Raw genomic sequence first — 25,762 nt, 5'->3', positions numbered from 1 at the left:
CAAGAGAAGTTACCTAAGTGATATTTTATCGCATATCACTCAGATGCCAACTATTTATTTACCTTGGGCCAACTTAATAACGTGTTTCACACGGTCAGTAGGTTGAGCACCTTTTTTGATCCAAGCTTCTACTTTTGCTAGATCAAGCTCGACCTTTTTATCGTTACCGCGTGGAGTTGGATTGTAAACACCAAGTACTTCAAGGAATTTACCAGTCACATAACGACGAGAATCCGCAACAGTGATGCGGTATTTAGGATCATGCTTAGCGCCCATACGAGCCAAACGAATTACAACTGCCATTTTTCTAAACCTCTTGTTCGAAACAGTAAGCTCAAGTGTGTACTGTGTTTAAATTAAAATATCAAGCCTTAAAATGGGAACTTCATCCCGCCACGGCCCATGCCCATTTTCATCATACCGCTCATCATCTTTTTTGCGTCCTCAAACTGCTTGACCAGCTTGTTTACGTCGGAAACCTGGGTTCCGCTTCCATTTGCGATGCGCATACGTCGCGACGCGTTAAGAATCTTATGATTATTGCGTTCCTGGATAGTCATCGAACGAATGATCGCCTCGATTTTCTTAATCTCATTATCCGGTGGAGTCATGTTCTTAAGCTGTTTCGAAATCTCGCCCATACCTGGTAAAAATTTCAAGATGCTTTCAAAACCGCCCATTTTTTTAAGCTGCTGAATCTGCCCCAGGAAATCATCCAGGGTGAATTCATTCTTCATGATCTTCTTAGCAGAATCACGAGCCGCTTTTTCATCAATAACTTCAGCCGCTCTTTCCACTAGGGATAGAACGTCCCCCATATCAAGGATACGACCCGCCAGACGATCCGGATGGAATACTTCAAGAGCATTCACCTTCTCGCCGACACCCAGAAACTTGATAGGAATTCCTGTGACTTCTCTAATCGACAAGGCGGCGCCACCACGGGCATCACCGTCTACCTTGGTCAGGACAAGGCCTGTAAGATTTAAGCGCTTATGAAAGCCCTCTGCGACGTTCACGGACTGCTGCCCCAGCATCGCATCGGCAACCAATAGTATTTCCTGCGGAGCCCAGATATCTTTTAAGCGCCCCAACTCGCCCATTAGTTCGTCGTCAACTTGCAAGCGACCGGCGGTATCGACGATGACCACATCGACCATATTGTCGCGGGCCCATTGCTTGGATTTTTCCAGAATTTCTTCTGGCTTCATGCCAATTGGTGTTGGAAATGTTGGAATATTGTTTTGCTTACCCAGAGTCTGCAACTGATCGATCGCCGCGGGACGATAGATGTCTGCAGGAATCAAACCGGGCTTTTTGCCCAGCTTCTGACGAACATACAAAGCCAGTTTAGCTGAGGATGTGGTTTTACCTGCACCCTGTAAACCGACCATGAAAATCACACTTGGGTTTTCGCGAACGTTGATGTCAACAGCTCCGCCACCCAAAGTCTGCACCAATTCATCGTGCACGATTTTTACAAATTGCTGACCAGGATTTACGTTTTGAAGAACGTCGGCGCCCAAGGCTTTTGCCTTCACGCGATCAATAAAGTTTTTAACGACTTTAAAATTTACGTCGGCCTCAAGAAAGCTTAAGCGGATTTCCTTGATAACGTCTTCAATATTGGCTTCCGTGATCTTGCTTTGACCACGAACCTTTTTTAGGGACGCCATAATTTTATCAGATAAATTTTCAAACATCGTTTACTCCGAATGATCGAAATTAATTAACTCAAAGAACACCGATTCACAAAGAACTCACCTTAACGACCGGCGTCAACTTGTCGAAATCAGGTTACCAACGCTGGAATGAACCGCGTTTTAAACTGAAGTTCGCAAGACCATAGAACACAAAAAAGCCCAGGATGGAGACCGGCACTGCGACTTCCATTCCCACGTCACTCACCCCGATAATGCCATAACGAAGGCCATTGATCAGATATAGCAGAGGATTCAGCTTCGACAACATTTGCCAAAATGGATGCAAGTGATCAATAGACAGAAACACCCCACCCAAATACGTCAACGGCAGCAGAATGAACGCTGAAAATGCCGACAACTGGTCAAATGTTGTGGCCCAAAATGCCACGGAAATTCCTAACAGCGCGAAAATCAAGCCGGCTACTACCACGAAGAAAATCGTGTAGATCGGATGCGCCACGGTCAGGATCTCACCCTGCTGATACCAGCAGAACACGGAACCCACGATGTACGTGATCAAAGCCACGATAAAGCCGCGCACCAAAGCTGCCAGACTCATCGCCCAGATGATTTCCTGATTGCTGATCGGAGCAACGCGCAGATCTTCCAAATCCCCAGAGAACTTCGAGGACACGATCGACGAAGATGAATTTTGGAAAGCATTATTCATCAACCCCATCATCATTAGACCGGGGATCAAAAACGACAGATATGCAACACCTTGGTGAGTGGGCATTGTCGCCCCCAAGGACACGCCAAAGATCAACAGATAAAGGAATGATGAAACGAATGGTGTAACAATCGTCTGCACGATCACCTTTAGAAAACGCGCAATTTCGCGACGGAAAAGAGCAATAAATGGAGTCATCATTTGCTCACCACCTTCATAAAGGCTTCTTCCAGATTACCCTCTTCGATTTTTACGTCTTTGATAATGTTCACTGGAACCTGGAGTTCATTTAAAAACTCGCCCATCATTTTTCCTGGCGGCACCATGAACATGAATTCCATGCCTTCCTGGAAAAACATATAGTCCGTTTTAAACGCGAATGGTTCTGACAAAGTCAGACGGATTTTCTTTTGCGTGTATTTGCGAACCAATTCCTTGGTTTCACCCAAAGCTTCCAAATTACCCAAGTTGATAATGCCAATACGATCGCAAAGCTGTTCTGCTTCCTCTAGGTAATGGGTGGTCAATAGAATCGACATGCCCTCTTTGCGAAGCTCCTGAACGAACTGCCATAAGGTTTCGCGCAAACCGATATCAACACCAGCTGTGGGCTCGTCCAATAAAAGCAAACGAGGTGTGTGCACTAAAGCCTTTGCGATCATCAGACGACGTTTCATACCGCCGGAAAGCTGTTTTACTTTTTTATGGCGATGCTCGTACAAGGAAAGCTTATGTAACAGAAAATCAATGCGTTCTTTGTTGTTACGAATGCCGTAATAGCCCGACTGGAAATTTAGAATTTCATCAACACTGAAAAAACCGGAAGTGATCACTTCCTGATGAACGACGCCTAACTGTTGCTTGGTATAACGGGGATTAGCCATCACATCTTGACCAAACACCTCAACCGCCCCGCTAGAGGGCTCCTCAAGTGTTGTGATCGTGGAGATAATAGTCGTCTTACCCGCTCCATTAGGCCCCAGGAGACCAAAGATCTCCCCTGGTTTTACATCAAAACTAACACCCTTCACGGCCTCTTGGCCGCCCGGGTATTTCTTTTTTAAATTATCGATTTTTAAAGGCAACATTAGCGTGCTCTTGAAATACTGGTTTGGAATTCAACATCTGGATTTTCACGTTTCAACCAGTTCAAATCCCACTCTTGATTTACCAACACAACTGGATTTCCGATAAGGTCTTCCGCCATATTCGCTCCGCCTTTAAGGCTGGATACGGCTTTACCGTCTGCTGTTCTTGGCCAACGGCACACACTGTAAGGAAGGCGATTCAACTTAACTTCCAAATTGTACTCATCTTGAAGTCTGTGCAGCAGAACTTCAAATTGAAGCTCACCGACCGCTCCGATTATTGGATCCTGCATCCCTACGTGAGGTTCAATAAATAATTGGATAGCACCTTCTTCAGAAAGGTGGCGAAGAGCCTCCTGAAGCTTTTGACGTTTCAAGGCGTCGCGAACACTCAAGCGACCAAACAACTCAGGCGCGAATTTTGGAATATCTTCGAACTGGACTTTGCCAGCGGAGGACACACAGTCACCAATCGCAAAGTTGCCAGTGTCACCGACACCGACGATATCACCCGCGTAGGCTTCATCGACGGTTTCCTTATCAGCTGCAACGAACTGGGAAGAGTAAGACAAACGAAGTTCACGCGCCAAACGGGAATGCTGAACTTTCATGCCACGCTCAAATTTTCCAGAGCAGATACGGATGAAGGCAATACGGTCACGGTGGCGACGATCCATATTGGCCTGAATTTTAAATACAAAGCCGGTGAACTTCGCATCCAAAGGATCAACCTCCTGGTCGTCCTTCGTTGTGCGAGGTTGTGGCCCTGGTGCATACTTCGTGAAAAATTGCAGGAACGTGTCCACGCCGAAGTTTTGTTTTGCTGAACCAAAGGTCACAGGAGAAATTTGGCCTGTCAGAAACTCATTCACGTCAAATGGCGGAAGCGCACCTTCAATCAAATCAAGCTCTTCAAGAACCTGATCAGCAGATTCCTTATCCAGGTAGTTGTAAAGAATTTGATCGTCTTTGCCCTTTACGAACGGAATCTTTTGATAATCTTCCACTTCCTCACGGCGTTGGTCATAAATCCATATTTCCTGAGTCAGGCGATTGTAGATACCACGGAAGCGCTGACCAATACCCAAAGGCCAAGTCACCGGATAGCATTGCATGTTCAAAGTTTTCTCGACTTCGTCAATCAACGTCAGTGGATCTTTACCTTCACGGTCCAATTTGTTTACGAAAGTGAAAATAGGAATCTTACGCAGACGACAGACCTCGTAAAGTTTTTTAGTACGTTCTTCCACACCCTTGGCAACGTCGATCAACATCGCGGCAGAGTCCACTGCCATCAAAACGCGGTAGGTATCCTCAGAGAAATCCTTATGTCCCGGGGTATCCAGAAGGTTTACACGAAGATCGTTGTAATCAAACGTCATGACGGATGACGTGATAGAGATACCCTTTTGTCGTTCAAGCTCCATCCAGTCCGATGTTACGGCCTTTGCGCCCGACTTGCCCTTCACTTCTCCGGTTTCGTGGATCACGCCCCCGTGATACAGTAACTTTTCCGTCAAAGTGGTCTTACCAGCATCGGGATGCGAGATGATCGCGAACGTTCGGCGTCTTTGGATTTCTTTTTGAATTGCAGGTGTTGCTAACATACTTAAACCTTTAGATTTGCTATAAAAAATCGTTTTATTCGATCATATCTTACGGGGCAAGGGAATCCCCTCCCGGGATGGATTTAACGCCCACAGTCTTTTTCCCTCTTGCGCAAAGGACCACCGGGGCATTATAACCCCTTTCGAACTAACAACTCCCCTGGGTTTGGAACCCAGCAAGGACAACTGAAGGTGACAATATGACGACCGAAAATGCACAAAAGCATTATGTTACGACTTTTTATAGCTTCCAAAAAATCGAAAATCCCGAACAAGTTAAATTGGACCTAGAGACCAAAGCTGAAGAGCTGAACGTCAAAGGACTGATCATTTTAGGAACTGAAGGTTACAACTCCACAGTCGCAGCCATCACCGTGGAATCCTTTGAAGCCTGGAAGCAGTTCGTTCGCGAGTACTTCCAGAAACCCACTCAATTCTTTAAAGACTCTTATTCTGATAAATCCCCGTTCCGTCGATTTAAAGTAAAAATCCGCGACGAGATCGTAACAACGGGCATTCCTGAAATGCAACCACCAGAAGGCGTGAATCACCATCTGACTCCTTCTGAATGGAATAAAGTAATGAAGGAAGAATCCGATTACGTGATGATCGACACACGTAACTGGTACGAATACAAAATCGGAACTTTCAAAGGTGCTTTGAATCCAAACATCGAAAAATTCACAGACTTCCCTCAGTACATCGAGTCACAGGGGATCTCTAAAGACAAAAAGATGCTGATCTTTTGTACCGGCGGAATTCGCTGTGAAAAAGGGATTTTAGAACTTCAGGACAAGGGTTACAACAATGTCTTCCAATTAGAAGGCGGCATCCTGAATTACCTCAACGAGTATCCGAACGATCAATATGAAGGTGAATGCTTCGTATTCGATCACCGCGTGGCCGTGGATCAAAACCTGGCTCCTTCGCAAAAATACGGTCTGTGCCCTCACTGCGGCCAACCTTCTGAAATCAAAATTGAATGCTTGCGTTGTGACTCGCCGGGAATGGTTTGCGTGAATTGTATTGAGCTGGAGTTTAAAAAAGACACTTGCTCCAGAAACTGTGCTCACGGACTTAAACTTCATCCAGGCAAAAAGGCGCGCAAACAAGTTGTACCGTTTAATATCGAGAAAATGAAAGCGGAGGGCGCGACCGACATCCCCACGATCCGCGTCAGCAAAACCAAAGTCGTTCAACTGAACGACAAGGGTGAAGCTGAAACTGTCTCTGTTAAAAAGTAAATCTTCCGTCTGCGCTGCTAGCTTCGGTGAAAGCGCAGACTTTTTCTGATCACCCGATCAATCATTCGGGTCGACATAAACTTCAACATATTCGCCTGAAGTTTAATTCTTTTACCAACCAGATAGTTCACCTTAGGCAAATGACTTTCGATGGCGTGCATGATCGCTTTGGTTGCCACATCCACTGGCACCGCTTCTTGAGCGGCCTGAAGAACGCCTTCACGGATCAGCGACATCATTCCACCGTAAACCTTGCGCAGCTCCAGCGGACACTGCTCCATGATACGGTCTGTTTTATCAACTGATTTAGACCAGATCTCGGTGCGGATGGGACCCGCTTCAATTAAAGAAACACGAACGCCAAGGGAGCTAACCTCGCGGCGTAAAGAGTCAGTGAATGCCTTTACCGCAAACTTTGAAGTCGTATACGGTCCCATAAATGGAGCGGCGACTCGGCCACTGATCGAGCCGATATTGATGACTCGTCCCCTGGTTTCACGAATCAAGGGAAGAAATGTTTTTGTCATCTCCACCATGCCGAACAGGTTCACATCAAATACTTTGCGCCATTCTTCCATTTGAAGTCCCTCGATAGGGCCTCCACTGGCGATTCCTGCATTATTTATTAAAATCAATTCGCGGTTGGGATTCATTTCGGCCTGCACTGTTATCAGCGCACGCTCTATATCATGAGTGTTTGTGACATCGAGCTGTATCACACGCAGGCGGTCTTCGAAATCAATCAGCAGACGACTTAAACTTTCAGGCTTGCGAACACAGGCCCAGACAACATAACCTTTTTCACAAAGTGTGCGGGTTAAATCAAAACCAATCCCTGTGGATGCACCCGTTACAATCACTTGCTTCAAAGTCAAACCCCCCTCTACAAAATGGAGCTTACATCATCCCTTTGCTGACCAAATCCTTCAACCAGGGATCCGAGACCGAGAAGTGGCCTTTACCCAGATCCACTTCCACCTTGGAGCGATAGTTCGCATCAAATCCAATCGATTTTTCGTCTATACCTGCATCTTGCAGGAATTTTCGCATTTCTTGAACTTGCTCTTCAACATTCACCTTTTGGTTGCCCAGCAGACTGCCCTCAATTTGTTCGCAAAAGGACATCACTGAACTGTCAGAGGCCAATTGTGGCTTCAAGGCGACTGCTTTACTTAGCATGTGCAGATTGTAGGATTTTTGAATAACCTGATTCATCTCGGCCGCATTCGATTGCAGGTAACTAGCTGCTCGATAGAAATGTCGATACAGTTCCGCTTTTTGAATCAGACTGTCATCGCCATTCGCCCCTTTAATCAAATGAAGGGCGTCACCAACTCCCGGCAAACGAAATACATAGCGCATGACCGGAGCCACAGATTCCAAAACAGGATCTTTTTGTGAACTGGCAATGTTATCCATAAACTTTACAGCGGTGCGATTTTGAGTTTTCGGGAAGAAACCACTTTCTCCCGCTTTTGCCAAATCACGGCATGTTTCCACCAGAGGTTTGCTGGGATTAGCGAAATCCTCATAAATAACTTCCATCGGCATGTGGGATTTACCGGAAGAAGCATCGCTTGCTGATGTCACTGTATTTGCCGCTGCGTTTTCGGATGCATTCTCTGAAGCGGAAGTTTGTGTTTTTACTGAAGACTCTGCGTCCTTCTTTTCTATCTGAGCAACCGAGGACTGAACTGCCTCTTTTACTTTTGATGGACCCGGAAGCATCGAGAGAAGCCAAACACCCATAATCCCGAATACAAGAATGATTGCGGATGCGCTGATAGCCAAAATTTTTAGAAGTTTTTTCCCAGTCATGCGACAACTAGATCACAATAAGGATTTGTGAGCAAATTCGCGGCAATGATACACATGGCCATTTTAAAATAACACAAATGAATCATTGACCCAGGGTGCGTATGCGCCTACAACTGGTTTCTCAGACATTCACTTGTCACTGTCGCGGGGTGGAGCAGTCTGGTAGCTCGTCGGGCTCATAACCCGAAGGCCGTAGGTTCAAATCCTGCCCCCGCAACCAATAAAAGCCTCAAGGTAAACCTTGGGGCTTTTTCCATTTTTGGGCTTAAAGCAATCTGCCGCACGCGACAAACTCCCCGACCTAAAGCAAGAAACTGATGCAAGCTACGGATATTTTGGATAAATTAGTGTTTTCAGAGGACTCATTTATGCAACCAGGATCCAAGCCAGAAAACAAGTTCGTTCAACCTACTGATGTTCCTTCAGTTTTGAAGGCCTTCAAAAAACCTAAAAAAGTTGTCGTCACTGCAGGTATGCCCTACGCAAACGGCCCTTTGCACTTAGGGCATTTGGCCGGCGCTCACGTTCCAGCCGATGTTTATGCTCGTTGGATGCGCATGTTGATTGGTGCCGAAAATGTTTTGTTCGTGAACGGAAATGACGATCACGGATCGACAAGTGAAGTGGCTGCAGTTCAGGCTGGTAAAACAATTCGTGAGTTCATCGATACAATTCATGAAAAACAAAAAGAGACTTTGAAAAACTACTCCATCCAAACGGATGTTTTCACGGGCACTTCCCGCCCAGAGACATATCCTTTGCATGAAGCATACTCTCAAGACTTCCTGCGCCGTCTTTACAAAAACGAACTTCTGGAAAAACGCGTAACCAAACAATGGTTCGATCCGAAAATGAATCGCTTCCTTCAGGATCGTTTCGTTCGCGGGACTTGTCCAAACTGCGCAAACCCAGACGCATACTCTGACGAATGTGACGCTTGTGGCACTCAGTTTGATCCAAGCTTGCTACAAAATCCCCGCAGTCAGCTGAGTGATGCCAAACCCGAATTGAAAGACACCGCTCACTGGTGGCTTGATATGTGGAAAGTGGCTGATCCTTTAAAATCCTGGATCGAAACGAAAACAAAAGCATGGCGCTCAGCTGTTGTTCAGGAAGTGACGAACACGGTTCTGATCGGCTGTCGTTTTGAAAATATCCACGAACCTAAATACAAAGAAATCAAAGACACTTTGCCAAAGCATAAATCCCGCTATGTCCCAGGGAAAAAAGTGGAATGTCTTTTTGAAAACAAAGCAGAACTTGCTCAAGGACAGGCTACACTTGAAGCCGCAGGCATTCCATCTGTCGTGACAGACAAATGGGGCTATCGTCCGATCACTCGTGACGTCTCCTGGGGTATTCCTGTACCGCCAGAAATCGACAAGGACATGGTTGGCAAAACTCTTTACGTGTGGCCGGACTCCTTGATTGCGCCGATCGTATTCACGCAAGTGGCACTAAAACAATCGGGCCGCGATCCAGAACAATATAAAGATTTCTGGTGCGATCCTGAAGCGACCGTTGTGCAGTTCCTGGGGCAAGATAACGTTTTCTTCTATGTGATCATGCAAGGATCCATGTGGCTGGGTCACAAAAACAATCCGCTGCAATTACCACAAAAAGGTGATTTGCAAATGACGGAAATTTTGAGCTGCTTCCATTTGATGGTGAACGGCGAAAAAATGTCCAAATCCAAAGGCAACTTCTATAGTGGCGATCAACTTCTGGAAATGGGTTACTCTGCAGATCAGGTTCGTTATTACCTGGCTCTTTTGAGTTTGCCGGTGAAGGCATCGAACTTCGATTTCGAACACTTTGCGGAAAGAAACAAATTCCTTGCGGGCCCTATGAATGCAGCCTTGGAAAAACCAATCTCAGCATGTCACTCCAAGTACGGCGGCAAGGTTCCTGAAGGGAAACTTATCGGCAAAGCCGAAGCTGAAACGGTAAAGCTGGTGCAAATGTACCTGCGCTCGATGCAAAAAGGCGACTACGCGATCTTGTTGGGTCAGGTAGAAAACTATGCGCGCCAAATCAACTCTTTGTTCACGCAGTACAAACCACACGATGACCGTGCGCCAGAGGCAGAACGAAAAGATGCTTTGTTCACGTGTTTCTATGTTTTGAAAAATCTAATGATCATGCTGGCTCCATTTGCTCCAGCAACTATGGATGAAGTTCGTAAAACGTTAAATTTGCCAGAGTCCGTCTTCCGCGCGGAAGAATTGGGAACTGGTTTACCCGCAGGACATGTTATCAATCCGAAGGGAACTTACTTCCCGGCGGTTCCGGAGTCTGAACAACCACAAGAAGGATAATCAAAATGAGAGCTTTCGTACTTATGTTTCTTCTGTTCCCAGCGCTGGCCACTGCCACTGTTTTGAATTGTGAATATTCATTTTATGGAGCTCCGGCAGGAACCGTTCGTATTGATGTTTCTGAAGATGGGACACCGGGTCCCGTCGCCGATGTTTCATTGTTCTACACCCCTACGCAACAAGCTCCGGTGACTATTCAGGAGAAAAACGCAGGGGAACTTTTCAATGTGGTTCTATTCAAAGACAATCCACAGAATGAAATTTTCATGACCGTCAATCTGGCAGAAAACGATGGTTCTTTTAAATCAAAAATCATCAATCCAAAACTCACTGGAGTTTCCAAAGAAATTCCAGGGACCTGCAAGTTCTAAGGTGTGCTGAATAACAAACCAAAATGCGTTCTGCGTCTTGGTTTGTTTTTCTGGTAAATTTTCGTTTCCCCTCACTATAATTTCTCTATGAAATTTATTGTGGGAATAGCTTTACTGTTTTTATCCCTCGGAGCGAACGCTGCTTCCTCTTCATTTACTTTTCCTCAAGGAAAAGTCGAACTGATATATTCTCAAACTCAAGACAACTCCAACCCGCATACGTTTTTAGGACTTCATTTCAGCATCAAGCCTGATTGGCATATCTATTGGAAAAACTCCGGAGATTCCGGAGCCTCCCCCAAATGGACTTGGCTATTGTCTAATGGAAAAGTCAGCAAAGAGTACTGGCCGGTGCCCACCAGATATCCCATCGAAGGCATGATTAATTTCGGTTATGGGAAAGAAACTGTCTACAAATTTGAAGTCACGCCATCGCCCCCCACAGACATCAAAGCACAGGTAAAAATTGAGTTCCTTATTTGCAAAATCGAGTGCATCCCCTACATCACAGATCTGGAAACAACCATTCCTTACTCTTCTTCCGGATCTGCGGCAAACGATCTGTTTTCGAAGTTTCAGTACCCAACGGAACCGCCTGTAGGAACAAAATGGGAAATTCTCAGCGAACAAAACAGCGTCCTGCAAACACAGCTTCATTTCTCCAATGACCTGGTCGCCAACATAAAAACTTTGGAAGTTTTCCCCATTGATGGCGAGATTTTCAAAACTCAAAACCCAGATCTTTCAATGAACGGATCCAGTTTTTTTCTGGGACTGCCTCTGCAGGATACTTCCAAAACTGATTTTAGCGGTTCCGCCTTCTTGGTATCTATTGAAACTAAATCTGGAGACAAAATCGCCTTCGAAACAACTCTCGACAAAGCATCAAGTGCTGGACTGGGACAGATTATATTCTGGGCCATTCTGGGCGGCTTGATACTGAATATCATGCCCTGCGTATTTCCCGTTCTTTCAATTAAAATTCTTAGCTTTATGGGACCTGAAAAAAGTCGGGAACATTTGCGTATCTCGGGCTGGTACTACACCCTTGGCGTTCTTGCCTCCTTCCTGGCATTGGGTGGAATGCTTTTATTCTTGCGGGCCAGCGGCGAGCAACTGGGTTGGGGTTTTCAATTGCAGTCACCAGTCATAGCGTCAGCTATCGCCATTTTGTTTTTTTGGTTGAGTTTCAATTTCTTGGGCACTTTTGAAATTGGTCAGTCTTTGACATTTCTGGGCTCCAAGAAAACTGACAACAGCCACTGGGGTTCGTTTTTAACAGGAGTGCTTGCAACGGTTGTGGCAACACCTTGTACCGCGCCTTTTATGGGTGCCGCTATTGGTGCATCACTGGCGCTTCCAGCTCTCCATACCCTCTCGGTTTTCGCAGGGTTGGGTTTTGGAATGGCATTGCCTTTTTTGATTCTGGCCTATTTTCCGCAGGCATTAAGAGTTTTACCTAAACCCGGCGCATGGATGGAGAAATTCAAAGAGTTTCTGGCATTCCCTTTATTTGCGACGGTAATCTGGCTCCTATGGGTCATTGCCCAGCAAATCAGTTTTTCAGGTGTTTTGTTTTTACTAACTCTTTTCCTGATTATCGGAATGTGGATTTGGATTTCTCGACAGTTTCGAAATGAAAGGCTCAAGCAAACTCTACTGGTCTTGGGTTTCATTCTCTCAATGTGCGCTCTATTTTTTCTGCCAGAGAAAGCAGATACGAATACGCCCCAGGCCACAGCGATCGATACCTGGATCCCTTTTGAATCTTCAGCCATCCAATCAGATCTCGATACCGGAAAAGCCCTCTTTATCGATTTTACAGCGGCATGGTGTATCACCTGCCAAGTGAACAAAAAGCTCGTTCTTAACACTCAGGAAATTCAAACTTTGTTCCTGGAAAACAAAGTTAAACTTTACAAAGCTGATTGGACAGATCGCAATCCCGAGATCACAAAAGCACTGGCTCAATTCGGACGAAACTCACTGCCTCTATATGTTTATTATCCTGCAGGATCCAAAGAACCGCAGGTGCTTCCTGAAATTTTAACCACATCGATCATTAAAGACCTATTCAACAATAAGGAGAAACAACCATGAAGAATTTAATGCTGGTTATTGTGACTACTTTGATCTCTAGCTTTGCCTTCGCTGATGCTAAAGTTGGCAGCCCAGCTCCCGATTTTGCAGTGACAGATGCTCAAGGCAAACCGCAAAACCTAAAGGACTATAAAGGGAAATACGTTATCCTTGAGTGGTACAACAAAGATTGCCCTTACGTGCGTAAACACTACGACAGCAAAAATATGCAAAAGATTCAGGCTGATATGACTGGTAAAGGTGTCGTTTGGTTGACCGTCATTTCGTCAGCAAAAGAAAAACAAGGATACTTAGCGCCAGCAGAAGCCATCGCGAACGGCGCCAAGGAGGCATCCAAAGCTTCCGCAATCCTTCTTGATGCAAGCGGCACAATGGGCAAAGCATACGGCGCAAAAACCACTCCGCACATGTTCCTAATTGATCCAGAAGGTAAAATCCGCTACGCGGGTGCTATCGACGACAACGATTCTTCAGACAAAAAGACTGTTGAAACGGCTCAAAATTACATCGTTGCAGCAACGAGTAGCGCAATGAAAGGCGAAAAAATCGCCAAAGAAACAAGCAAGCCTTACGGTTGCAGTGTTAAATACTAAAAAATCTGAAGCAAGACTCCCTCTACAAAAGGGCGTCTTGCTATTTTTGATTGATCGCTATTAAAGCGTAGACACTGTGATTAAGCCCATCCAGCTTCAATGAAGCCGTCTTATCAATTCTTAAGCTATCGCCAGCATGAATTTCAAGCTCATCTAACTGCAGCTTTCCACGAATACAGAAAACAAAATATGTTCCATACCCTAGCTCCAACTGCGAGACGTCTGATAAATTCAGAATCTTCATCGATGCGGAGATGACATTCCTTCGAAAAATCACTCCCAAATCGACAACTGGGCCCTCAAGAAGTTTTGCATCAATCAGTTCTTCGCCAGAAAAGTGCAGGACTTTTAGTGGATGCAATTCTTTTCCGTTAAGAGATAGACCTGCACCCTCTGTGACCACCAAGAAACGGTCACATCCAGGAAAATTGGAAAATGGGTCGTCATTGTTTACCGTGGCTGAACTGATACGCCATGAAAAATCATTTGGAAATACGGCTCCCTCGGGACCAATAGCGATTTGCTCAGTCTGACCTTTGCCATTCTTCCACGGCATGGAGATAAAGGATTTTTTCGAAAGCAAAGTGATCATGCTGGTAGATTAGGTCACAGCATGGCTTCCCGTAAAGGATAAGAATGCTGCCAGCGATTTGATGCCTCCTTGCAGAAATCATCAAAGGTTCGCGGAGCCACGCCTCGCACCTGTTCGTTACTTGGATGAATCATGGCCGTCATTCCTTCTCGCGCAGAGCGATGAAGACTTAGGTAAGCCTCCGTCATCCACAGACTGTTCCCCTCACGCAGCAAGCGATGCTTCGCGGCCTCTTCGGTGACTGGGATATAACTTACCCTTCGTCCCAAAACTGATGAAATCTTAATCAGTGCATCCTCATTGCTGAGGGCTTCTGGTCCCGTCAAATTGATCGTGCGTTGCTCATAGAGCCAGGGATTCTCAATAACTTTAACCGCCACATCTGCAACATCACGCACATCGACGTAGGAGCTTTTGGATTCCCCTTCCGGCAGAAAAAGAGCGCCCTGACGAATAGAATCGGCATGTCTGGATACGAAACTTTGCATGAATAGATTCGGTCGCAAAATGGCCAAGGGAATGCCACTTTCTTTTGCCATTTCCTCGATCTGCCCATGCATTCGATGAATTAAGAAATTTGAATCCGGATCGGCCCCCATTATAGAGTTTAAAATCAAGAAACGGACTCCCGAACTTTTCGCCGCCATGATGGTATTTTGAGCAAAGATCAGCATGGATTCGGAAATAGGAAGAAGCAAAAACAATAAATCGATGTCTTTAGTGACTTCAGAAACAAGGCTTCGCTCGCCTAAGTCTAACTTTATGTGCCTGACTTCAGGGGGAAAGATGGTTTCAACATGACTTGCAGCAACAAAATGAGCCTGCCTTCCAAGAAGACGTCCCACAATCTCCTGTCCAATTTTTCCGGTGGCACCGGTGATCAAAACTCTCTCTTTCATAGTGTTCAGTATCCAGACTTGGAAGCGCTTTTTACAGGTGTATATTAGCAAAGGTCCGCTTGACTCGCCTCTGGTTTCTCGATTTAGTTGTGGGGTGAAATTCTTTACCGAGAACCTGAAGGTTTTTAAAAAAGTCGCGTTACCCCTCTTCATTCTTTTGGTGTTGTCGAGCAACATCGATCAGTTCCTTAATCAACAGGTTGAAACAGCCCTGCGTGATCCCATGGGCGCCGCACCTCAGGTTTATTGGTTTGGCTTTCTTTCAATTATCAGCAGCATCATCTTTCCTGTTCTTCTGATCACAACCGCACTGTATGCCATGCAATCAGAAAAGATTTCCCAAGGTCTGTCAGAGTTTTACGGGAAATACATCAACCAGGTTTTTATCGAAACACTGCGCACCTGGGGCAAGACACTTCTTTGGGCGTTGTTGTTCATCATTCCAGGAATTTGGAAATTTCTAGAGTACAGCATGGTGCCGTTCGTGGTTACGGGATCTCAAAGATATGACGAAGGCCGGATTGATGCCCTAGCCACATCTGCCAAGGTCTTTCGCAAACACTGGTTTAAAATCACTGGTATTTTAGTTCTGTTTCATCTTTTCATTCCATTGATACTGACCAGCCTCTTTGATTCCTACCGACTGCTTTGGCAAACCCCTGTAGCAAGTCTTGTACTGAATCTGCTGGACACTTATTTGTTAATTATTTCAACACAGCTTTTGTTTAATGTTTTTAAAGACGAGGTAAGACGACATGAATCTCATGTTTAATTGGCAAGAAGTAAAAAAACGCGGAAAAGGCCTGACTTTCGATGACGTCCTTATCATTCCAGCCCGCTCTGATGTTCGTTCTCGTCGGGATCCTAAGTTGACGACCAAGGTCACTCGCAACTTCACAATGGAAACTCCCATCATCAGCGCCAACATGGACATGGTGACTGAATACGATATGGCACTTGCCATGCATAATTTGGGAGGCATGGGAATTCTTCACCGCTTCATTTCTACGGAAGAACAGTCAGCTCAGGCACGTCGGCTGAAAGAGGCTGGTGTGAAGCTAATCTCCGCCAGCGTAGGTGTTGGTGAAGAATTCAAAAGTCGTTCAAAAGCCCTGGTTGAAGCCGGAGTTAACATCATTACTATCGATATTGCCCACGGACATTCCGTGCAGATGATGGAGACGATGAAGTGGCTTAAAGATCAATATCCCAACGTGGATTTGATTGCTGGAAACATGGCGACTCCAGACGCTGCGCACGACTTGATTGAGGCTGGTGCTGACGCCATCAAAGTTGGCATCGGACCTGGCTCGATGTGTACGACTCGAATTATCACTGGCTGCGGAGTTCCTCAATTAACAGCAATTGCTCTTTGCTCTGAGGTGGCTGCGGCTCATGGCGTGCCTGTTATCGCCGATGGTGGTATTCGCACTTCCGGCGACATGGTGAAAGCTTTCGCAGCTGGCGCAAGCACTGTGATGCTTGGAAGCATGCTATCCGGGACCATCGAAACACCGGGGGAAATTAAAAACGGCAAAAAACAATACCGCGGAATGGCCTCTCGCTCTGCCCAAGATTCTTGGCGTGGTGGAGTTCCAGAAGGTATGGCTCCTGAGGGAGAATCCACCCAGGTTAATGTTAAAGGACACGTAAAAGATGTGATCCATGAAGTGACTGGCGGAATCCGCTCTGGAATGAGCTACATCAATGCAACCAGCATTGCAGAGATAAAAGACAAAGCCCTCTTTATGGAAATGTCTTCTAGTGGTATCTCTGAGTCTCGCGCACACGGAGTAAAGTAAAATGGATTCCAGACCCATAGGGGTATTTGACTCAGGTATCGGCGGCCTTACAGTTCTTAAAGAACTGGCGCTGCAATTTCCCCACGAGAGTTTTCTCTACTTGGGTGATACCGCACGTCTTCCCTATGGTTCAAAATCCGCTCACACCATTCGCAAGTATTCAGAACAGAACATCCAGTTTTTAAAAAGGCTGGATGTTAAAGCTATCGTCATTGCCTGCAATACTGCTTCGACTCAAGTACCAGAACCAGAACTTGAAGGTCTTCCGATTTACAATGTAATCGGCCCCGGCGCCCAACGCGCCTTAGAAGTCAGTCACAGCAAACGCATCGGTGTTCTTGGCACAAGAGCCACCATCAACAGCAAAGCCTACTCCCATAAAATTATGGATCTAGATCCATCGGCGTCGGTTATCGACCAGGCCTGCCCTTTGTTCGTACCGCTGGCAGAAGAGGGCTGGGACTCTGATCCAGTAACCAATCTGATTGTGTTTCGCTATTTAAGTCAGATTCTTCAGCATTCAATCGATACTTTGATTCTGGGGTGCACGCACTATCCACTGCTTAAGAACTCTATCGCCCGAGTAACGGGATCTTCAATTGAACTAGTTGATTCAGGGGAAGCCATTGCCCGCTGGCTTGAACGGGATTTCAGCAAGAACCGGCTTGGTCGAAACGCCAATTCCAGCCATCAAAAGATTGAAATCATGACAACAGATTCTTCAGCACACTTTACCGAGATGGCTTTAAAAATATTAAAGCCCGTGAAAGCCGACGAATTCAAAGTCGTGGATTTAAACTAAATACAAATCTCCAACGGAAGTTCCTGCAGATTATAGGTGCTGGCCATTGAATAACCATAGGCTCCTGAATCCAGAATCGCCACATAGTCACCTTCTTTAACGACCGGCATTTTATACTCTTTCAAAAAGAAGTCCGATGACTCACAAATAGGTCCCACGACATCACAAACAATGCTTTCGGAGTTTTTCACTAAAGGCAAAATACGATGTTCAGCCTCGTAAAGAGAAGGCCGAATCAGATGATTCATTCCAGAATCAACAATTACAAATGTTTTTGCGGAAGTTTTCTTAACGTACTGAACCTGACACAATAAAACTCCGGCATGAGCCACCAACCAACGCCCCGGCTCCGACTGAAGTTCACAGTTCAAATCTGCCAACACTCCCTTAGTGATACCCGCATATTCCTGCAGTAGACGGGTTTCCAATTCCAAATCCGACTTTTCATAAACCACACCAAGGCCGCCACCAAAATCAAATCTGCGCAGCGTGGGAAATTCTTTTTTAAGATTCAGATAAGATGTTTTTAGCTTCATCAGTGCTTCTTGATAACCGGAAAATTCCAGCATCTGCGAACCAAGGTGCAAGCTAACCCCCACCAGCTCCAAAGAAGTCGCATACTTCTTCAGACACTTTGACAATTCCGGAATCAGATTCAGTTCCATGCCGAACTTGTTATCGCGAAGCCCTGTTGCAATATAGGGATGAGTCTGAATACTAACATCCGGATTAAGCCGCAAAGCCACTGAAGCTTTTTTTTCCATTTCCTGCGCAATCTGTCCAATGCGTTCCAACTCGGGCAAACTCTCCACATTGATTTGCAAAACTCCAAGCTTCAAGGCTTCGGTTATTTCATGACGGGTTTTGCCGACGCCGGAATAGACAATATCTTCAGGTAAAAAACCGCTCTCCAGAGCTCTTTTAATTTCCCCCAGGGAAACAACGTCCGCACCGGCTCCTGCATTCTTTAAACATTGCAGAACTTCCGGATTGGGATTGGCTTTCACCGCAAAGTATAAACGCACCCCATCAAGAGCTGCTGCCAGCTGCTTAAATCGGCTACTAACGAAATCGAGGTCGTAAACATAAATGGGCCGAATGTAATTCGCGCACAACGACATTAAGTTCTTTTTATCCGGCCCAAAATGAAGCTCATTATTGATGTATTCCACAAAAACCTCGTGCTAATATCATTCCCGAACAAAGGATGTTTGTCATGAAAACTTCTATTTTTACTTACACCTCCAAAGGCATGCCTGTTCTGGCCTATGAGTTTGGCCGTGATGGAGCTCCTGAAATTCTGATTTTGGGCGGAGTTCACGGTGATGAAATCGAAGGCGTGATCTGCGCACAAGAACTGCTTAAACATTTCATGAACTCGTTTGATTACAAATTCAAATTAACTCTGGTACCGCAATTCAACCTGGAAGGTGTGATTTACAAAACCCGTGGCAACGGCAACGGTGTAGATTTAAATCGCAACCTGCCTACCAAGGACTGGTCTCCTGAGGTTAAAACTCCACGTTACCACCCGGGACCAAAAGCAGGCAGCGAGTCTGAAAATCATGGCCTCATGAAATTTCTTGAAGCCAAAAAGCCACAGTTGGTTTTGTCTTTGCATTCATGGCAACCCGTCTTGAACGTCAATGGTGACTGCTATGCTTTTGCCAAAGTTCTTGAAAAACACACGGGTTATAAAATTGATGATGATATCGGATACCCTACTCCGGGGTGCCTGGGAACATATGCCGGCCTGGAAAGACCATGCCCAACACTAACCTACGAAATAGAACGTGGGCAGATTGCTGAAGACATTATTAAAATCCACGTTCCGGCAATTCTGGACGCTTTAAAAGTTTACGACAAGTAAGGAGCCACCATGCAACAGTCCGTTGAACAACTATATACTGAAATTCAAAACGGCAAACGCGTTGATCAGTTGATGTCGAATGATTTGAAAACAATCTTCGAAGTGATCGAAGGCCTGGATGCTGGACGCCTGCGCGTCGCTGAAAAAATCGACTCTCGATGGGTCGTCAACGAATGGGTAAAAAAAGCCATTCTTATGTACTTCCGTGTACAACAAATGACCGTAATGCAGGCCGGGGACTTTACTTATTTCGACAAGATCCCGGTGAAAAAATGGTCCGAAGAGGATGGTGTTCGCGTTGTCCCTCACGCTTTGGCACGTAAGGGATCGTTCATCGAAAAAGGCGCGATCCTTATGCCTTCCTATGTCAACATCGGCGCATACGTCGGTGCTGGCACCATGGTCGACACATGGGCTACGGTGGGATCCTGCGCGCAAATCGGTAAAAATGTCCATCTATCAGGTGGTGTGGGCATTGGTGGAGTCTTGGAGCCTGTTCAAGCATCACCGGTTATTATCGAAGACAATGCCTTTGTCGGAAGTCGTTGTATTGTGGTTGAAGGCGCTATCATCGAAGAGGGTGCCGTTCTCGGAGCTGGAGTTACGATCACAGCCTCTACAAAAATCATCGACGTTACCGGCAGCAAGCCTGTGGAAATGAAAGGCCGTGTTCCTGCGAACTCGGTAGTAATTCCCGGCACGCAAATGAAGAAGTTCCCGGCAGGGGAATTCGGCGTTCCTTGCGCTTTGATCATCGGTCAGCGTAAGGCAAGCACGGATCTGAAGACATCTCTGACAGATGCACTTCGAGACTTCCAAGTCAGCGTTTAGATGGCAACAAAAAGCCCGCTCAAGTTAGTGGGCTTTTTTTTATTTCATTCTTAATGCATCAGAAGGCTGCACATCAGTGGCAGTTCTCGCTGGAATATAAGATCCCAGTAAAGCAATCAACGAACTCACCAACAAGACCCCGAAAACCAACCACCAATCCACCAGACTTGGAATAGTTGTATCGTAGAACGTTTGTGACGACCACATTGTGAGCGGATTTCTTTGAATATACAAACCAATGCCAGTTCCAATAAGAACTCCCATCAGCACGCCAGAGCCAGCCAGCAAAAATCCAATTTGCGTGAAGATCTTAACAGTTTGTCTTCCTGACAAACCGATAGTACGCAACACAGCTATGTCGCGCCTTTTCTGAGAAAGAAGAAGGGCCAGGACTGTCAATATCGAACTCGCTGCGATCATTCCGGCAAGTCCCAAAAACACTCCAATTGTCAGTTTCTCTAACTTGAGAGCATAAAACAAAGCCGAATTGCGCTCCATCCAGGTTTCCACTTGCACGTCCGAAAACTTCATCAAGTCATTTTTAACAATTTCTACTCGGCGATCATCCGCTAGCCACATCTCAACACCCAGCTTTTTCAAATCACCACTGCCGAGGGCCTTCAAGGCTTTGCCACGTTGATAGAAAAGATATTGCGAATCCACGTCAGGCAATGCTGTCGTAACAACTCTTTTTACCCTCACACGTTCAAACTTCGGGGTTTGTCCCGGAGGCAAAAGCAATCCTGTCGGAGACACGACAGTAATAAAATCACCATCGAAAACCCCCAACGACTGCGCTAAATCGACACCAAGAACAACTTCTCCTTCATCAGGAACATCCTGAGGATCCCAAACATAGGAAGGAGGGCCTCCCTTTGCGTTTTGCGGTTTTTCAGCATCCAATCGAGCCAACTCAGAAATAAAATATTCCAAACTTTGTCGTGTTACCCCACGGGCAAAGGCTCCGCGGAATTGACCATCCTGACTGCGCAAGATAACGTCTTGAGTTTCATAAACGTAGGCTTGCGTGGTGGGATCTTCCTTAATTCGGGAATAAACCGGATGTGTCTCCAATCCCATGGCATTCTGCACTCCCGGCACAGTCACGTACAAATGAGGCTCAAGACCCAGAATACGCTTTCGAATGCTGGCGTTCATTCCATTCATCACAAACAAAACAACCAGAAAGGCTGTCACGCTGACTGTGATGCCACCAATAGATAAAAAAGCGATGCGACGGATTAACGCCCCAGCCCGCTTTGAGAAGATAAAATGACGAAAGAGATGCCCAACTAGCATCTCTTCATCTTATTGTTTCGTTTGTGGGATTCAAGCCTTTTATGGGCTATTTATTTGCGGATTTATCATTCGCAGGAACACGCTGCAGAGCTTCCTCTTTACGTACTTCCCTGACATTACTTTCCATAAAAAAGCTTTTTTGCATCGCTTTCAAAGTCACGACAGTTTCATTCAAAACCTCCAGCATGCGACGGGATGCCTGCGGAAACTCAGGACCCAACTCTCGAGCTGCAGGGCCCACGGCCTGAGTAACGACGGCCAGGTTTTGAGTCATCACCGCCAAGTCCTTTGCAAGCTCAGGATTTTGTCTGTTTAACTCCGGGAGGATGCGATTGATTTCCGTCGTGGTCGTTGCAAGATTTTTCATCAGTACTTCCATAGAGTCATTCGCGGTCGCCTGTTTGGAAAGCTTAATCACTTCCTGCGACATCACCGTCATGTTTTTCATCAACGGGTCCATTCTGTCGATCACCCTCACAAAGCTTGCTGCGCGATCTTTGTCTGCAAATGCCTCAACCAGCATCTGCAGATTTTCAAGCAATCCACCCACGCGGGACATTGTCATGCTGATATTGCGACTGCTTAACATGGAAACGATATCCATGGATTCGTTGGAATTAATAAAGCTATTCCCAGAAAGTACTGGAGCACGCTCGGACCCAACTGTAACTTCCAGAATTTTTTCACCAATAATAAACGGTCGATTCAATTGAACGGTACTATCCTGACGAACCCGCTCCTGAAATTTACTTAAAACATAAAACGTCACTTGAATTTTGTTATCCGCACGCAGCTCAACTTCTTCAACAGCTCCGGCGCGAAGCCCCGCCATGTGAACCGTTGTTCCCTGGTGAAGTCCATCAGCGTTTTCAAAAGTCGTCGAATAGTAGGTTTTTGAATCAAACCACCCCTGCTTGACGGCAATACTGAAAGCCGTTGCCAGCACGCCAAAAATAGCAAGACCAACAAAGAGCCCTGCAACTCGTTCAAATTTATTGAACTTTACATTCATCATAGATGGACAACTCTCTTCTCTGGATCAACGGGTTGAAAGTACAGCTGACCGTCATCCAAATGAACGATTTGATAATTAAACAGGTTCATAAATTTTTCATCATATGAGCTGATAAACACGTGATTTAAACAGCCTTCTTTGCGCAATTGATGAATATAATCCACCAAAGTATAAATACTGTCTTGCCCCAAGCCTACACTTGGATCATCAAGTAAAAGAATCTGTGGACGCATAACCATCGCTCGCAACAAGCACGTCAACTTACGTAAACGTCCCGGCACATGCGCCGGTCTTTCGTGAGCAAACTTTGTCACATCAAAGATTTTAAAAATTTCGTCAACGCGCGCTTTTGCATCTTCAGGGCTTAAAACCTTATGATACAGAAGAGGCAGCATCATATTTTCGAACAGAGTTTGATTGTTAATCAAACCACCGTAATCAAAAGAATAACCAATCTCCAGTCGGTACGGTAAAAACTCCTCAAAGGACATGTCACAGACATTCTGACCATTAATCAAAAACTGCCCTGACTGAGGCATCTGCAACCCCGCCAAAATCTGCAGCAAAGAGCTTTTACCAGCCCCTTCTTCCGCCTTCACCCACAGGATTTCATTCATGGGAAAATCGAACTCGACATTCGCAATGACCGGATCCTGGCCTTCGTGCGAAAAAGATACGCCTTCAAACTTAAGACTTTCGATCTTCATTATAAAACCCCCAGATTGCGCAACTGATTTAAATAAAACAAAGCTGTTACAATTAAATTAAATACGATAACGAAGATAATACTGTTCACCACGGCTTGAGTGGTAACCTGCGGAACTTCAGTGGGACTCTTTTTCACAGAAAGTCCCTGATAGCAGGAAACAACGAAAATGATCATTCCACTAAAACTGTTCTTCAGAAGAAATATCCAGAAATCATCCAGGGAGAACGCTGTCATCAAAGACTCTGCGTAAAACGCAAACGGCATGTCCTGAATGAACTTCGTCACACAGAATCCACCAATCAAAGCGACAAAGTTAAAATAAAATGCCAGACAAAGTAAACTGATCACGCCGCCCAGAACACGAGGGAATACGATGTAACTCAGGGGATTGATCCCCATCACTTCCAAAGCTTCAATTTCCCGATTAGCACGCATATTCCCAATTTCTGAAGCCACTGCTGTTCCCGATCGGGCTGTGACCACCAGAGCAACCAACAAAGGGCCCGCTTCACGCAGGACCATCACAATCAAAAACGGCCCCACCATTTGAGAGCCACCGAATTTTGAAAGATTCGAAAGGGATTGTAAAACCAAAACACTGCCCGACGCCAAAGCCAGAACACTGACTAAGGGCAAAGCCTGCCAACCTGTGAAATAAATTTGCGCGGAAATAACTCGTACAATCTGTCGTGCCCCTTGAGTCTGATCCAAAACTGTTGCACGAAGGGAAAGATATACCATCAGGAGAACACGCCATGTGTACTCCATGTTCTTTGTCACAAACCTCCCAAGGGAGTCGATTTGTAAGAGTAAAGAATTCATTTACTTTTCCCCAGTTTCCTAGGGAATTTATCGGCAAATATCGTACTTTCGTTTACAAACTTAGGTCTGGATTTAGTATGCCCACAGGGAATAAAAGAAAGACTTCAAAGCTTCAAACCCTGTTTCCAGGACGGAAGCCTCGTAGCGCCCACCCACAATAGGATGCTTTTGAATATAAATGTTTTCAGGGAAGGCAGAGCGAAAGGTTTTGTAAGAGCGATACATGTGCAATCTCGATGTGACCAAAAGTATATCACGGCACTTCAATGCTTCAACGATCGGTAAGCTTTGTTGTGCATTCCCAAAGGTGGTCTCTGAGCGACGATCAAGAACTACATCATTCTCGTTTAAGCTGCCATAGAACGGCCATACCGGCATGATTTCTCTCATGCGCGCATTGGAATAGACCCCGGAAATCACCAGCTTCTTGACGTTTTGATTTGCCAGAAGATCAAAGCCTTCACGAACACGCCCCGCCCCACCGGTAAGCACTACAGCACAGTCTGCATTTTGAGTTCGCGTCCAGGAGATCATGGGTTCATTTTCAATAAAGTGATACTCACGCACAAAGCGCTGAATTATCAGCGCCCCCAGAATAATCACGATCCAAAAAATGCGTTTGCGTATCAGCGCCTTAGCGGTGAGCAAGAACTTCAATCTCCACGTTCACGCCTTTTGGCAACGCGGCTACAGCAACAGTCGAACGAGCTGGCGGAGCAGCAGTGAAGGCCTTTGCATAGATCTCATTCACGGTAGCAAAATCAGCCATATTTGTCAGAAAGATCGTAGTCTTTACAACATTTGCAAAGTTCATGTTGTTGGCGCCAAGCACTGCCTCAACATTCTTCATCACCATTTCAGTTTGCGTTTTGATATCGCCCGTGAAGACTTCATTTGTTTTTGGATCAATTGATATCTGACCGGAACAGAACAAAAAATCACCCATCGCAACTGCTTGCGAGTATGGACCTACTGCTTTAGGTGCGTTGTCTGTGTGAATAACTTTTTTCATATAAACTTCCTTTACGATTTAGAAATAAAAAATAATGCCAGCACGGAAAGGACTGTCTGCAATCGTTCTGAAACGAACATTATCTGCAGAGATCACTCCCACACCACCTTCAAAGGTGAATCCCAATGATTCAAGCCCCGTAAAAAAGAACTCACCACCAAATACAGCATCCAATTCAAAACCAGATTGTTTTTCTCTGGTACCAGCGTCATTTAGTTCTTCCCAATTAAGTAAACCAATTGTACCACCCATGTAGAAGTTCATGTTTTGTTCTTTAAACACGATTCTTCGAACACCCGCCATCGCAGCAAATTTAGATTGATCTTTTTGTGTGTCGATCCCCAGCCCACCAGTTACTTGAATCTCTGAAGAAGGGTTATAAACAACTGCCAACTCTGGCAGATCCAAAGTGGAATGTGATTTGACTCCAACACCCAGGCGGTTCGTTAAATCCTTTGCCTCAGCAACACTTACGCCGGTCAAAACTGCAAACACCAATGCTAAAACTTTAAGCATTATACCTTCTCCTTAATGAAGGCTCTATTAAATGCAAAAGCTTTAAAGGGCGCAAAAGGAATCTATCTCTTACAATAGGTG

General features: G+C 45.6%; 27 protein-coding genes and 1 tRNA gene. 11 read left to right on the top strand and 17 right to left on the bottom strand.

Annotated features, from left to right (window positions below; translation table 11 throughout):
• Window positions 1-54: 54 nt before the first annotated feature.
• The 5 genes from rpsP to ACLVWU_RS09010 form a co-directional block, all read right to left on the bottom strand.
• A complete protein-coding gene (gene rpsP / locus ACLVWU_RS09030; RefSeq protein ID WP_088614706.1) occupies window positions 55-303 on the bottom strand; it encodes a 30S ribosomal protein S16 in 249 nt (82 codons plus the stop codon).
• Window positions 304-371: 68 nt separating this feature from the next.
• Window positions 372-1,703 carry a signal recognition particle protein gene (gene ffh, locus ACLVWU_RS09025; protein WP_413578660.1) on the bottom strand — a complete coding sequence of 444 codons (1,332 nt, stop codon included), beginning with the start codon at window positions 1,701-1,703 and terminating at the stop codon, window positions 372-374.
• Window positions 1,704-1,797: 94 nt separating this feature from the next.
• On the bottom strand, window positions 1,798-2,574 hold the full coding sequence (locus tag ACLVWU_RS09020; RefSeq protein ID WP_413578659.1) for an ABC transporter permease: 777 nt from the start codon (window positions 2,572-2,574) through the stop codon (window positions 1,798-1,800).
• Entirely contained in the window at window positions 2,571-3,461 is an 891-nt protein-coding gene (locus ACLVWU_RS09015) for an ABC transporter ATP-binding protein (protein ID WP_413578658.1), read from the bottom strand. The genes ACLVWU_RS09020 and ACLVWU_RS09015 overlap by 4 nt, the downstream gene beginning before the upstream one ends.
• A complete protein-coding gene (locus ACLVWU_RS09010; RefSeq protein WP_413578657.1) occupies window positions 3,461-5,068 on the bottom strand; it encodes a peptide chain release factor 3 in 1,608 nt (535 codons plus the stop codon). The genes ACLVWU_RS09015 and ACLVWU_RS09010 overlap by 1 nt, the downstream gene beginning before the upstream one ends.
• A 200-nt stretch (window positions 5,069-5,268) precedes the next feature.
• Here ACLVWU_RS09010 and ACLVWU_RS09005 point away from each other — a divergent pair, with 200 nt between their 5' ends.
• A complete protein-coding gene (locus ACLVWU_RS09005; protein ID WP_413578656.1) occupies window positions 5,269-6,312 on the top strand; it encodes a rhodanese-related sulfurtransferase in 1,044 nt (347 codons plus the stop codon).
• Window positions 6,313-6,329: 17 nt separating this feature from the next.
• On the opposite strand, the gene ACLVWU_RS09000 is transcribed toward ACLVWU_RS09005, so the two are convergent.
• On the bottom strand, window positions 6,330-7,172 hold the full coding sequence (locus ACLVWU_RS09000; RefSeq protein WP_413578781.1) for an SDR family oxidoreductase: 843 nt from the start codon (window positions 7,170-7,172) through the stop codon (window positions 6,330-6,332).
• A 37-nt stretch (window positions 7,173-7,209) separates the two neighbouring features.
• Complete coding sequence (locus ACLVWU_RS08995; protein ID WP_413578655.1) at window positions 7,210-8,130, bottom strand: hypothetical protein; 921 nt, start codon at window positions 8,128-8,130, stop codon at window positions 7,210-7,212.
• Between the two features lie 143 nt (window positions 8,131-8,273).
• Between ACLVWU_RS08995 and ACLVWU_RS08990 the strand changes: the two genes are divergently transcribed.
• From ACLVWU_RS08990 to ACLVWU_RS08970, 5 genes are all read left to right on the top strand, one after another.
• Window positions 8,274-8,350 (top strand) — tRNA-Met (locus tag ACLVWU_RS08990).
• A gap of 148 nt (window positions 8,351-8,498) precedes the next feature.
• Window positions 8,499-10,448: a methionine--tRNA ligase gene (locus tag ACLVWU_RS08985; RefSeq protein ID WP_413578654.1), complete on the top strand. Its 1,950-nt coding sequence runs from the start codon at window positions 8,499-8,501 to the stop codon at window positions 10,446-10,448.
• A 5-nt stretch (window positions 10,449-10,453) separates the two neighbouring features.
• A complete protein-coding gene (locus tag ACLVWU_RS08980) occupies window positions 10,454-10,819 on the top strand; it encodes a hypothetical protein (protein WP_413578653.1) in 366 nt (121 codons plus the stop codon).
• Between the two features lie 87 nt (window positions 10,820-10,906).
• Window positions 10,907-12,919 (top strand): protein-disulfide reductase DsbD family protein, encoded by a 2,013-nt coding sequence (locus tag ACLVWU_RS08975; protein WP_413578652.1) that lies wholly within the window; start codon window positions 10,907-10,909, stop codon window positions 12,917-12,919.
• Window positions 12,916-13,512, top strand: coding sequence for a redoxin domain-containing protein (locus tag ACLVWU_RS08970; protein WP_413578651.1), 597 nt, complete (start codon window positions 12,916-12,918; stop codon window positions 13,510-13,512). Before ACLVWU_RS08975 ends, ACLVWU_RS08970 begins: the two co-directional genes overlap by 4 nt.
• A gap of 40 nt (window positions 13,513-13,552) precedes the next feature.
• Here ACLVWU_RS08970 and ACLVWU_RS08965 read toward each other — a convergent pair whose 3' ends face one another.
• On the bottom strand, window positions 13,553-14,095 hold the full coding sequence (locus ACLVWU_RS08965; protein WP_413578650.1) for a HutD family protein: 543 nt from the start codon (window positions 14,093-14,095) through the stop codon (window positions 13,553-13,555).
• Window positions 14,096-14,118: 23 nt separating this feature from the next.
• A complete protein-coding gene (locus ACLVWU_RS08960; RefSeq protein ID WP_413578649.1) occupies window positions 14,119-15,003 on the bottom strand; it encodes an NmrA family NAD(P)-binding protein in 885 nt (294 codons plus the stop codon).
• Window positions 15,004-15,097: 94 nt separating this feature from the next.
• Here ACLVWU_RS08960 and ACLVWU_RS08955 point away from each other — a divergent pair, with 94 nt between their 5' ends.
• Genes ACLVWU_RS08955 through murI form a run of 3 tightly spaced genes read left to right on the top strand, consistent with a single transcriptional unit; the run spans window position 15,098 to window position 17,607 of the window.
• Window positions 15,098-15,775, top strand: a complete 678-nt coding sequence (locus ACLVWU_RS08955) for a hypothetical protein (protein WP_413578648.1) — start codon at window positions 15,098-15,100, stop codon at window positions 15,773-15,775.
• The gene (locus ACLVWU_RS08950) at window positions 15,759-16,805 is read left to right on the top strand and encodes a guanosine monophosphate reductase (protein WP_413578647.1); all 1,047 of its coding nucleotides are present in this window, start codon (window positions 15,759-15,761) and stop codon (window positions 16,803-16,805) included. The genes ACLVWU_RS08955 and ACLVWU_RS08950 overlap by 17 nt, the downstream gene beginning before the upstream one ends.
• A gap of 1 nt (window position 16,806) precedes the next feature.
• Window positions 16,807-17,607, top strand: coding sequence for a glutamate racemase (gene murI / locus ACLVWU_RS08945; RefSeq protein WP_413578646.1), 801 nt, complete (start codon window positions 16,807-16,809; stop codon window positions 17,605-17,607).
• Here murI and lysA read toward each other — a convergent pair.
• On the bottom strand, window positions 17,604-18,779 hold the full coding sequence (gene lysA / locus ACLVWU_RS08940) for a diaminopimelate decarboxylase (protein WP_413578645.1): 1,176 nt from the start codon (window positions 18,777-18,779) through the stop codon (window positions 17,604-17,606). The two genes, murI and lysA, sit on opposite strands and share 4 nt — an antisense overlap.
• A 44-nt stretch (window positions 18,780-18,823) precedes the next feature.
• On the opposite strand from lysA, the gene ACLVWU_RS08935 reads away from it, so the two are divergent.
• Together ACLVWU_RS08935 and ACLVWU_RS08930 are read left to right on the top strand one after the other, a co-directional pair.
• A complete protein-coding gene (locus tag ACLVWU_RS08935) occupies window positions 18,824-19,477 on the top strand; it encodes a M14 family zinc carboxypeptidase (RefSeq protein WP_413578644.1) in 654 nt (217 codons plus the stop codon).
• A gap of 9 nt (window positions 19,478-19,486) precedes the next feature.
• Window positions 19,487-20,308 (top strand): 2,3,4,5-tetrahydropyridine-2,6-dicarboxylate N-succinyltransferase, encoded by an 822-nt coding sequence (locus ACLVWU_RS08930; protein WP_413578643.1) that lies wholly within the window; start codon window positions 19,487-19,489, stop codon window positions 20,306-20,308.
• A 39-nt stretch (window positions 20,309-20,347) separates the two neighbouring features.
• Here ACLVWU_RS08930 and ACLVWU_RS08925 read toward each other — a convergent pair whose 3' ends face one another.
• From ACLVWU_RS08925 to ACLVWU_RS08895, 7 genes are all read right to left on the bottom strand, one after another.
• Entirely contained in the window at window positions 20,348-21,607 is a 1,260-nt protein-coding gene (locus ACLVWU_RS08925; RefSeq protein WP_413578642.1) for an FtsX-like permease family protein, read from the bottom strand.
• Between the two features lie 46 nt (window positions 21,608-21,653).
• A complete protein-coding gene (locus tag ACLVWU_RS08920; protein ID WP_413578641.1) occupies window positions 21,654-22,622 on the bottom strand; it encodes an MlaD family protein in 969 nt (322 codons plus the stop codon).
• A complete protein-coding gene (locus ACLVWU_RS08915; RefSeq protein ID WP_413578640.1) occupies window positions 22,619-23,329 on the bottom strand; it encodes a cell division ATP-binding protein FtsE in 711 nt (236 codons plus the stop codon). The genes ACLVWU_RS08920 and ACLVWU_RS08915 overlap by 4 nt, the downstream gene beginning before the upstream one ends.
• The gene (locus tag ACLVWU_RS08910; RefSeq protein WP_413578639.1) at window positions 23,329-24,111 is read right to left on the bottom strand and encodes an MlaE family ABC transporter permease; all 783 of its coding nucleotides are present in this window, start codon (window positions 24,109-24,111) and stop codon (window positions 23,329-23,331) included. The genes ACLVWU_RS08915 and ACLVWU_RS08910 overlap by 1 nt, the downstream gene beginning before the upstream one ends.
• A gap of 114 nt (window positions 24,112-24,225) precedes the next feature.
• Window positions 24,226-24,810 carry a YdcF family protein gene (locus tag ACLVWU_RS08905; protein WP_413578638.1) on the bottom strand — a complete coding sequence of 195 codons (585 nt, stop codon included), beginning with the start codon at window positions 24,808-24,810 and terminating at the stop codon, window positions 24,226-24,228.
• Window positions 24,788-25,165: a RidA family protein gene (locus ACLVWU_RS08900; protein ID WP_413578637.1), complete on the bottom strand. Its 378-nt coding sequence runs from the start codon at window positions 25,163-25,165 to the stop codon at window positions 24,788-24,790. The genes ACLVWU_RS08905 and ACLVWU_RS08900 overlap by 23 nt, the downstream gene beginning before the upstream one ends.
• A gap of 18 nt (window positions 25,166-25,183) precedes the next feature.
• A complete protein-coding gene (locus tag ACLVWU_RS08895) occupies window positions 25,184-25,681 on the bottom strand; it encodes an organic solvent tolerance protein (RefSeq protein ID WP_413578636.1) in 498 nt (165 codons plus the stop codon).
• Window positions 25,682-25,762 lie beyond the last annotated feature (81 nt).

Source organism: Bdellovibrio sp. HCB290, from assembly GCF_047305925.1.
GTDB lineage: Bacteria > Bdellovibrionota > Bdellovibrionia > Bdellovibrionales > Bdellovibrionaceae > Bdellovibrio.
Note: the sequence above shows the minus strand (reverse complement) of the source record. Positions and strands in the feature narration are given on the sequence as shown.